This is a genomic window from Mesorhizobium sp. M8A.F.Ca.ET.207.01.1.1 (genome assembly GCF_004794715.1).
Classification (GTDB): Bacteria; Pseudomonadota; Alphaproteobacteria; order Rhizobiales; family Rhizobiaceae; genus Mesorhizobium.
Genome location: NZ_SRUS01000080.1, coordinates 1 through 459, shown reverse-complemented (window position 1 = coordinate 459; position 459 = coordinate 1). Strand labels below are relative to the sequence as shown.

At 74.3% G+C, this 459-nt stretch carries 1 protein-coding gene; it reads right to left on the bottom strand.

From position 1 onward, the window contains the following. Positions 1-459, bottom strand: a 459-nt coding sequence (locus EN850_RS33540; protein WP_189591274.1) for a TolC family protein, incomplete at both ends; no start/stop codon positions are given.

The following is a 459-nucleotide window of genomic DNA, read 5'->3' as shown; positions in this document are numbered from 1 at the left end:
GGTCCACTTCCCAGCCCAGCGAGACGCCGGTGGAATAGCTGCGGCGCCAGTCGTCGGGCTGGTCGGTGGCGCGGCTGGCGCTGCCGCTCACGCCGGAGGACGAAGGCTGCGGCCACAACGCGTTGCTGGCCAGGCCGGCCTGCAGGCGCGAACGCTGCACGGCCAGGCCGGCGGCGGCCAGATCGCTGTTGGCGGCCAGCGCCTGCGCCACCAGGCGGTCCAGGCGTTGATCGCCGAAGCCGGTCCACCAGGTGTCCTGGCGGATGTCGCGGCCCGGTGTATCCAGGCTGCTGCGCGGGTCGTCGGCCGGCGCGTTGAGGGTGGCATCGCCACGCCCATACTGCGCCGCCACGGCCGGGTCATGCACCGGGTAGCGGCCGACCGACGCGCAGCCGGACAGGGCAAGTACAACGGCACCGGCCAGCAGCAGGTGCCGGGGAGCGGGGAAGGGCAGTCGGG